10 protein-coding genes are annotated in these 8,940 nt (G+C 73.2%); 8 read left to right on the top strand and 2 right to left on the bottom strand.

From position 1 onward, the window contains the following. Positions 1–86: 86 nt before the first annotated feature. The gene (locus C1I98_RS30235; RefSeq protein ID WP_111170793.1) at positions 87–857 is read right to left on the bottom strand and encodes an SDR family NAD(P)-dependent oxidoreductase; all 771 of its coding nucleotides are present in this window, start codon (positions 855–857) and stop codon (positions 87–89) included. A gap of 46 nt (positions 858–903) precedes the next feature. Between C1I98_RS30235 and C1I98_RS30230 the strand changes: the two genes are divergently transcribed. From C1I98_RS30230 to C1I98_RS30215, 4 genes are read left to right on the top strand one after another with little or no spacing between them, the layout of a single operon-like run. Then, positions 904–1,917, top strand: a complete 1,014-nt coding sequence (locus tag C1I98_RS30230) for an amidohydrolase family protein (RefSeq protein WP_111170792.1) — start codon at positions 904–906, stop codon at positions 1,915–1,917. Between the two features lie 52 nt (positions 1,918–1,969). Beyond that, a complete protein-coding gene (locus C1I98_RS30225; RefSeq protein ID WP_111170791.1) occupies positions 1,970–3,124 on the top strand; it encodes a Gfo/Idh/MocA family protein in 1,155 nt (384 codons plus the stop codon). Continuing rightward, positions 3,121–4,296 (top strand): dihydrodipicolinate synthase family protein, encoded by a 1,176-nt coding sequence (locus C1I98_RS30220; RefSeq protein WP_111170790.1) that lies wholly within the window; start codon positions 3,121–3,123, stop codon positions 4,294–4,296. Before C1I98_RS30225 ends, C1I98_RS30220 begins: the two co-directional genes overlap by 4 nt. Next, positions 4,293–5,111 (top strand): sugar phosphate isomerase/epimerase family protein, encoded by an 819-nt coding sequence (locus C1I98_RS30215; RefSeq protein WP_111170789.1) that lies wholly within the window; start codon positions 4,293–4,295, stop codon positions 5,109–5,111. The genes C1I98_RS30220 and C1I98_RS30215 overlap by 4 nt, the downstream gene beginning before the upstream one ends. A gap of 19 nt (positions 5,112–5,130) precedes the next feature. On the opposite strand, the gene C1I98_RS30210 is transcribed toward C1I98_RS30215, so the two are convergent. Next, on the bottom strand, positions 5,131–6,156 hold the full coding sequence (locus C1I98_RS30210) for a LacI family DNA-binding transcriptional regulator (protein ID WP_111170788.1): 1,026 nt from the start codon (positions 6,154–6,156) through the stop codon (positions 5,131–5,133). Between the two features lie 324 nt (positions 6,157–6,480). Here C1I98_RS30210 and C1I98_RS45395 point away from each other — a divergent pair, with 324 nt between their 5' ends. From C1I98_RS45395 to C1I98_RS30195, 4 genes are all read left to right on the top strand, one after another. Further along, positions 6,481–6,618: a hypothetical protein gene (locus C1I98_RS45395; RefSeq protein ID WP_199537318.1), complete on the top strand. Its 138-nt coding sequence runs from the start codon at positions 6,481–6,483 to the stop codon at positions 6,616–6,618. A 59-nt stretch (positions 6,619–6,677) separates the two neighbouring features. Continuing rightward, positions 6,678–7,139: a hypothetical protein gene (locus tag C1I98_RS45390; RefSeq protein WP_199537317.1), complete on the top strand. Its 462-nt coding sequence runs from the start codon at positions 6,678–6,680 to the stop codon at positions 7,137–7,139. Next, entirely contained in the window at positions 7,121–7,750 is a 630-nt protein-coding gene (locus tag C1I98_RS30200; RefSeq protein ID WP_199537316.1) for a PadR family transcriptional regulator, read from the top strand. The genes C1I98_RS45390 and C1I98_RS30200 overlap by 19 nt, the downstream gene beginning before the upstream one ends. Before the next feature lie 109 nt (positions 7,751–7,859). Next, positions 7,860–8,693, top strand: a complete 834-nt coding sequence (locus C1I98_RS30195) for a phosphotransferase (RefSeq protein ID WP_111170787.1) — start codon at positions 7,860–7,862, stop codon at positions 8,691–8,693. Positions 8,694–8,940 lie beyond the last annotated feature (247 nt).

The raw sequence follows: 8,940 nt of genomic DNA, 5'->3' as shown, positions 1-8,940 counted from the left end.
GTGCCCCGCCCCGGAGCCGCCCACCCACACGGCCGCGCCGTTCCGGACGAGCGCCACGGCCTCGCCCACGGTACCGATCACCGGACTCATGGCATCAGCCCTCCGCTGTTGGGGTTGAGCGTCTGGCCCAGGAGCAGTGAGGAGGCGTCGGAGAGCAGGAAGACGACGCAGGCCGCGACCTCGTCGGGCTCGCCGAAGCGGCCCAGGGGGAGTTCGGCCATCCGGCGGCGGCCGACCTCGCCGGACATGACCGTGCGGCCCATGTCGGTGTTGGTTACGCCCGGGGCCACGCAGTTGGCCCGGATGCCGCGCTGCCCGAACTCGCGGGAGATCGACTTGGCCAGGGCGATGACGCCGGCCTTGGCGCTGGAGTAGTGGGCGACGCCCGGCCAGCCGACGAGGCCGAGCCGGGAGGCGATGCTGACGATGGAGCCGCCGCCCCGGGCCAGCATCCCCGGCAGCACCGCCTGGCTGGTGTGGAAGGCGCTGGTCAGGTCGGTGGCGATGACCTGGTCCCACTCGGCGGCGGTCATCTCCAGGAACGGCGTGGACGGCATGATGCCCGCGTTGTTGACCAGGCCGTCGATCCGGCCGAACCGCTCTTCGGCGGCCCGGACGAAGGCGAAGATCTGCTCCCGGTCGGTGACGTCGCAGCGGTAGGTCTCGGCCTGGTTCCCAACGCGGCGTACCAGGTCGGCGACCTCTTTCGCGCCCGTCTCGCTGTCGTGGTAGGCCAGCGCGACGTGCGCGCCCTCCGCGGCGGCGGCGAGCGCGACGGCCCGGCCGATGCCCCGGCCGCCGCCGGTCACCGCGACGACGCGGCCGGCCAGCGAGCCCGCCCTGTCTTGGTCGGTCATGTCGCTCCTTTGAAAGCGCTTTCAGTAATCGGTATGCTCGCACAGCATGACGAACAGCTCAAGAGCCGGGCCTGACGGCCCGTGCGGGCATGTCGTGGACGTCCACGCGCACGCCGTACCGGCCGGCCTGCTCGACGCCCTGCGGACGTGCCCGTCGCCCGAGGTGGGCACCGGCCGCCGGCTCCGCTTCGGCCCGCGCTGGACCTCGCCGATGCCGCAAGCGCTCACCGACGTCGCGGCCCGGCTGGCCGAGATGGACCGCCGCGGCGTGGACCTCCAGGTGGTCTCGCCGTGGATCGAACTGAGCCCCGGCGAACTCGCCCCAGCGGCGGCGGCGGCGTTCCTGCGGCTGCTCAACGACGGCATGGCCGAGCTGGCGGCGGCCCATCCCGGGCGGCTGCGCGCCCTGGCGCTGCTGGACCGCGGCGACCCGGCCGCGGCGGCGGCCGAACTGCTGCGTACGGCGGGCCGCCCAGGTGTCGCCGGGGCCGAACTTCCCGCGGGCGGGCCCGGGGAGGCGCTGCACGACCCGGCCTGGGACCGCCTGTGGGCGGCGGCCTCGGAGTGCGGGTCGTTCGTCCTGCTGCACCCGTGGGGGGCCGCCTCGCCCGCCGGGCTCGCCGTGCCCGGCCTCGGCGACATCGTGGACAACCCCGCACAGACCACCTCGGTGGCCGGGGCGATGGCGCTCACCGGCGTCTTCGACCGCTTCGCCGGCCTGCGGCTGTGCGTCGTACACGGCGGTGGATTCCTGCCCTACCAGGCAGGACGGTTCGACGCCATCGGGCGGGCGCGGCCCGGTGGGGAACGGGGGCGTCCGCCGAGCGCCGCGCTGCGGCGGCTCTACTACGACTCGCTCACGCACTCGCCCGGCTCGCTGTCCTTCCTGGCCGGTTTCGCCGGGGCCGACCGGGTGCTGCTGGGCAGCGACTTCCCGTTCCCGACGGGCGATCCCGCCGCCGTGGAGGCCGTCTCCGCCGCCCCCGCGCTGACGCCCGCCGCCCGCGCGGCGATCCTCGGCGGCAATGCCTGCGGGCTGCTCGGCGAGTGCGCTTCTTGACAGACCCTTGGCCAAGCAATAGAAAGCGCTTACAGAATTAGGAGGACCGGACATGGACCAAGTTCGAGTCGGAATCATCATGAACGGCGTCACCGGACGCATGGGGACCCGCCAGCACCTGGAACGTTCGATCGTGGCGATCCGCGACCAGGGCGGCCTCGACCTCGCCGACGGCCGGCGGCTGGTCGTCGATCCGATCCTGGTCGGGCGCAACCCCGCCAAGCTGGAGAACCTCGCCAGGCGCTACCGGATCGACCGGTGGACCACCGACCTGGACCAGGCGCTGGACAACCCCGCCGACGAGATCTACTTCGACGCCCAGACCACCAAGGAACGGGCGGTCGCGGTCAGCAAGGCCATCGCCGCCGGCAAGCACATCTTCTGCGAGAAGCCGACCGCGACCTCGCTCGCGGACGCACTGGAACTCGCCCACCTGGCCAGGTCCGCGGGCGTCAAGAACGGCGTCGTGCAGGACAAGCTCTTCCTGCCGGGCATGATGAAGCTGAGGCGGCTCATCGACTCCGGCTTCTTCGGCACCCTGCTGAGCTTCCGGATGAACTTCGGCTACTGGGTCTTCGAGGGCGACTGGCAGACCCTCAACCGCCCGTCCTGGAACTACCGCAGCGAGGACGGCGGCGGCCTGGTCCTCGACATGTACCCGCACTGGCGCTACCTGGTCGACAACGTCGTCTCCCCGATCACGTCGGTGCTGTGCCACACCGAGATCCACATCCCGCGGCGGTGGGACGAGAGCGGCCAGGAGTACCGCTCGACCGCCGAGGACGCCGCCTACGGGATGTTCAGGCTGGCCAACGGGGCCATCGCGCAGTTCACCACCTCCTGGGTGACCCGGCCGTACCGCGACGAGATCGGCGAGTGGCAGCTCGACGGGACGCACGGCAGCGCCATCGCCGGGCTGCGCGACTGCAAGACCCAGGAGCGGGTCAACACCCCCATGCCGGTCTGGAACCCCGATATCCCCAACCCGCTCGACTTCCGCGCCGGCTGGAGCGAGGTGCCCGACAACCAGGAGTTCGCCAACGCCTTCCGCATCCAGTGGGAGATGTTCCTGCGGCACGTCGTGGAGGACGCCCCGTTCAGCTGGGACCTGTTCGAGGGCGCCAAGGGCGTCCAGCTCGCCGACCTGGCCCTGCTGTCGTCGCAGGAACGCCGCTGGATCGACGTCCCCGACGTGACGCCGGCATGACCTCGATCCTGCTGCCGGCCGGGCGCGCGCTTGCGGAGTACCGCCTGCGCGGCGCGCCCGGCCCGCTGCCGGCCCGGCGCGAGCCGGCCCGCAGCCGGCGGGCGTACGCCGCCGCGCACGTGGTCGCCGACCCGCTGGCGACCGCCGACCCGGCGCTCGCCCCCGCCGTGGACTGGGAGGCCACCCTGGCCTTCCGGCACCACCTGTGGGACCTCGGGCTCGGCGTCGCCGACGCCATGGACACCGCCCAGCGCGGTATGGGCCTGCCGCCCGCCCTGGTCAGGGAGCTGATCACGCGGTCGTGCCGGGAGGCGGTCGCCCGGGGCGCGGCGATCGTGTGCGGGGCCGGCACCGACGACCTGCCCGCCGCCGAGTTCGTCACCATCGCCGCCATCAAGGAGTCCTACCTGCGGCAGTGCGAGTGGGTGGAGAACGCGGGCGGGCAGGTCGTGCTGATGGCCAGCCGGGCGCTGTGCCGGGCGGCCCGCTCGGCGGATGACTACCTGGAGGTCTACTCGGCGGTGATCGAGGCCGTCTCCGGCCCGGTGATCCTGCACTGGCTGGGCGAGATGTTCGACCCGGCGCTGGCCGGTTACTGGGGCTCGGCCGACCTCGACGAGGCCACCGGCACGGTCATGGAGCTGGTGACCCGCCACCCCGCCAAGATCGACGGTGTCAAGCTGTCGCTGCTGGACGCCGGACGCGAACGGGACCTGCGCCGCAGGTTCCCCGCCGGGGTCCGGATGTTCACCGGCGACGACTTCGACTACCCGGAGCTGATCAAGGGCGACGGCCAGGCCACCAGCGACGCGCTGCTCGGCGTCTTCGCCGCCATCGCGCCGCTGGCCGCCGAGGGGCTGCACCGCCTGGACGCGGGCGACACCGAGGGCTACGACGGCGTCATGGGGCCCACCGTCCCGCTGGCCCGCGCGATCTTCGAGGCGCCCACGTACCACTACAAGACCGGCATCGTGTTCCTGGCCTACCTGCGCGGCCTGCAGGACCACTTCACGATGCTGGGCGGCCACCAGGGCGCCCGCTCGATCGGGCACCTGGCGCGCCTGTTCCGCCTCGCCGACGAGGCGGGGCTGATCGGGGACGCGGACCTCGCGGTCCGGCGCATGCTGCCCGTGCTGGCCGCCTCGGGCATCGACGGAAGGAGCGCGGGGTGAGCGTCGAACGGCTCAGCATCAACCAGATCACCGTGAAGAACTGGTCCTTCGAGGAGACCGTGAAGGGCCTGGCCGCTCATGGGATCGGCTGGATCGGGGCCTGGCTCGGGCCCGTGGCGGAGTACGGCGCCGAGCGCGCGGCCAAGCTGCTGCGCGAGCACGACGTCCGGGTCTCCAGCGTCTGCCGGGCGGGGTTCTTCACCGGGGCCAACCCCGACGGCGGCGGGCTGGAGCGCGCCGCGAACGAGCGGGCGGTCGATGTCACCGCCGCGCTCGGCAGCGACGTGTTGTACCTGGTGTGCGGCGGGGTCAACGGCGAGCTCGGCCTGCCGGCCTCCCGCGAGGCCGTCGCCGAGGGCATCGCCGAACTCGCCCCCTACGCCGCGGCGGCCGGGGTGCGCCTGGCCGTGGAGCCGCTGCACCCGATGATGTGCGCCGACCGGTCCGTCGTGGTGACGCTGGACCAGGCGCTGGACATCGCCGGACGGTTCGACCCGGCGCACGTCGGTGTCGCGATCGACACCTTCAACGTGTGGTGGGACCCGAACCTGATGGCGGCGATCGAGCGGGCGGGGGAGCGGGTGATCGGCTACCAGGTCTGCGACTGGCTGGTACCGCAGCCGCACCCGCTGTTCGGCCGCGGCCTGCCCGGCGACGGCGCGATCGACCTTCCGGCGATCACCCGGGCGGTGGACGCCGCCGGCTTCACCGGCCCGATCGAGGTCGAGATCTTCAACGAGGCGGTGTGGGCGGCCGACCCCGATGACGTGCTGGGCGCGATCATCGGCGGATTCGCCCGGTCGGTCCTGGGCTGAGGACCGTTCTCTGGTCGGCTCAGTGCGGCGGGGCGACGCTGTCCCGCCGCACCAGGGTGCCCTCGACCTGCACGATGTGCCGCGGCGCGGCCGGCTTCAGGGCCAGCTCCATCGCGGTCTCGCCGACCTGCTCAAGGGGCAGCTCGACGGTGGTGATCGAGGGAACCGCGTCGCTCGCGGCGGGTATCCCGCCGAACCCGGTGACCGACACCTCGCCGGGCACCGCCACGCCGTTCGCCCGCAGCCACGACAGCGCGCCGACCGCGACGACGTCGGCGATCGCCAGCAGGCAGCGCGGCGGCTCCGGCCGGCTCATCAGCATCTGCGCCCCGGCCTGGCCGCCCTCGCGCGAAAGATCCACATAGACGACGTCGTCGCGGCCCAGCGTGATCCCGTGGTCCTTCAACCCGCGCCTGACGCCCTGGAGCCGGTCGCGGACGGTGAGCAGCCGCAGCGGCCCGGCGATCACCCCGAACGACGTGTGCCCCAGCGCCACCATGTCGTGGACCAGCCGGCGCATGCCGCCCGCGTTGTCGATGTCGACCACGTGACCGACCGTGTGGCCGCGCGTCACTGACACCACCGAACCGCCGGACCGATGGTAGGAGTCGAGCGCGGCGTTCATCGCCGCGGTGTGGGCGCTGTCGCGCAGGGCGCTGCCGGCCAGGATGATCGCGCGCATCCGCTGGTCGGCCAGCCGCTTGACGTACTCCAGCTCGCGCGGCGCGTCGCGGTGCGTGCACACGATGCTGACCAGCAGGTCGTGCCGCTCGGCCACGGTGATGACGCCCCCGCTGAGCGTCGCGAAGTAGGGGTCGCGCACGTCGTGGATGACCAGGCCGACGTTGGTGGAGGTGGCGGTGGCCAGCGCGCGGGCGTGCGGGTTGGGCCGGTAGCCCAGCTCGGCGGCCGAGGCCAGCACGCGTTCGCGCAGGCCGGCGCGCCCGCCGTAGTCGGGGTCGCTGAGCATCCGCGAGGCGGTGGCGAGCGACACCCCGGCGTGCTCGGCGACGTCCTGCAGACGCACGAGGGGCTGTTCCGCCATGGCTGACTGACTCTCCGCTCTCCGGACGGCGTGGCCGTTCGCCGGCACCTGATCGGGAAATTGTAACCGCTTTCGGGTTCGCAGTCCCTACCGACACCCGGCCCCGCGGGGCGACCGGTGCCGACCGGCCGCCCCGGCGGCTCAGGGCAGTTTCAGCAGCTCCACCAGGGCGGCGCCACCGTGCTTGCCGTGGCCCTCCGCGACGGCGCGGCGGACCGGGTCGTGCATCGGGCGCAGCCACTCCGCGTCGACCTTCGCCTCCTCGGCCGCCGCCGGTCCGAACGCCTCGGTTCGCTCTCGCCCGCCGCGTATAGCGTGAGAGACATGCGGTTTGGGGTGCTCGGCCCGCTGATGCTGTGGGCCGACGACGGGCGGCCGGTCCGCGTCCCCGAGGTCAAGGTGCGCGCGCTGCTAGCCGACCTGCTGGCCCACGAGGGCCGGTCGTCCCGGCGGACCGGCTGATCGACGACCTGTGGGGCGGCGAGCCGCCCGCCCACCCCGCGAGCGCGCTGCAGAACAAGGTGTGGCACCTGCGGCGGGCCCTGGACGCCGCCACGCCCGGAGGCCGCGGCCTGCTGGTCCACCGGCCGTCGGGCTATCTGCTGCGGCCCGCGCCCGGTTCGGTGGACGCCGCCCGGTTCGCCGGCATGGTCGCCGAGGCCCGCGCCCACCCCCGTCCGGAACGGCGGGCCGCGCCGCTGACCGCCGCACTGGCCCTCGCGGAGCGGGACGGCGACCCGGTGGGCCTGGCGCAGGCGCGCTGGTTCCTCGGTTTCGCCCGCTTCCCTGCTCGGCACGGCGGCGGCGGCCCGCACGGCGGCCGGCGCCCCGCTGCCGCCCGGCGAACGCGGCGACGTGGACCGCATCACCGCCCGCTCGCGCGCCGCGCTCGGCGACGCCCGGTTCGAGGCCGAGTACGCCGCCGGACGCCCGGACGCTATGTCCTGGCGTGCGTAGACTTCCGGTGGAACAGGGGAAGGTGATCGTGGCGCGCAAAAGGAGCAACCCGCTGGCGCTGGCGGTGCTGGCGACCCTGCTCGAACGCCCGATGCACCCCTACGAGCTGGCCACCACGCTGCGCTCGCGGCGCAAGGAGGACAGCATCCGGCTCAACTACGGCTCGCTCTACTCCGTCGTGCAGAGCATGGAACGCGCCGGTCTGATCGAGGCCCAGGAGACCACCCGCGCGGGCAGACGCCCTGAGCGCACCGTCTACGCCATCACCGACGCGGGGCGGCTTGAGGTCGTCGACTGGCTGAGCATGCTGCTGTCCACGCCGATCAAGGAGTACACCAACTTCGAGGCGGGTTTGTCGCTGATGCCGGTGATGTCACCGGACGACGCCGCCGCGCTGCTCGAAGAACGCGTGGTACGCCTGACCGAACTACTGCGCACCCTCGACACCTTCGAGGAGATGGCGGCCGCCCGGGTCGGCCGCGTCCACATGATCGAGGCGGAGTACAAGGCGGTCCTGTACCGGGCGGAACGGGACTGGCTCACCGCGCTCATCGCCGAGATCCGCAAGGGCACCCTCGACGGCCTCCCCGACTGGCACGGCTACCACTCCGACCTATCCGAAGCCCCCGACCGCTGACACACGGGCCGGGCCGTGGCCGGATCGGGGCCGGTTCGCGGGCTGGTACGGGGGTGGTCGGTGGTAAACCCGTGTGCCGTGGATGAGGGCGTGGATTAGGCTGCTTGCCATGCTTCCCCCGTTCCCCGCGCTCGCGCCGCCGGTGACCGCGGAGCGGGAGATCGCGTTGCGTGGCGGGGATACCACCGAGGGTGTCGTGCGTGCGGGGGGCACCGTACGCAGGCCGGTGGGCCGGGCGACGCCGGCCGTCCACGCGTTGCTGCGCCACCTCGCGGCGGCCGGGTTCGAGGGCGCGCCCCGGGTCGTCGGCTTCGACGAGCGGGGCCGGGAGGTCCTGACGTACATCGAGGGGGAGGCCCCCGCCAGGCCGCTGCCGCCGTACGCCGTGACCGCCGGCTCGCTCGCCGCACTGGCCCGGCTGCTGCGCCGCTTCCATGACGCGTCGGAGGCGTTCCCGCTGACCCGGTATGCGGAGTGGGAACCGGGCTCGAACGACGACCGCCCGCCCGAGGTGATCGGGCACTGCGACATCAGCCCGGGCAACGTGGTGTTCCGTGGCGGCCTGCCGTACGCGCTGATCGACTTCGACCTGGCCAGGCCCACCACACGGCTGTTCGACGTGGTGACCACGCTGCGGCACTGGGCGCCGATCGCCGATCCGCTCGACCGCGACCCGTTGCAGCGCGAGCTGGACGGGGCCGAGGTGGGCGCGCGGCTGCGGTTGTTCTGCGACGAGTACGGCGTGCCGCCCCGCGACCGCCGCCGGTTGCTCGACCTGGCACGGCTCCGCTTCGGCCGCTCCTACACCGCGACCCGCCGGCGCGCCGAGACGGCGGGCGGCGGCTGGGCCCGCCGCTGGGCCTTCGGCGCAGGCGAGCGCATCCGCCGGGCCCGAGCCTGGCTGGACACCCACGAAGACGAACTCCATGCGTCCCTCATGTGACCCCATCTCCCCGTCCGTCCCGCTCCATGTGCCCACCAGCCTCGATGTGATGGGCACCTCGCATGTGCTCGGCGGCCGGCGTGCGTTGCCCGGGTTCGGTCAGTCGGCTACGCGTCCGCCGTCCGGCGTCGCTCTACGTGCCCGCCATCCTCGGTGTGGTGGGTGCCTCGCTTGCGCCCGGACGGGTTGTGTGCTTTCGGCCGGTCCTATGGGGTGGCGGCAGGTCTTGGCTCCCGTGTCGGGCGGG

It is taken from the genome of Spongiactinospora gelatinilytica (genome assembly GCF_003236385.1).
In the GTDB taxonomy this organism is placed as follows: domain Bacteria; phylum Actinomycetota; class Actinomycetes; order Streptosporangiales; family Streptosporangiaceae; genus Spongiactinospora; species Spongiactinospora gelatinilytica.
The sequence above is the reverse complement of the archived record's forward strand: the minus strand, read 5'-3'. Positions and strand labels throughout refer to the sequence as shown.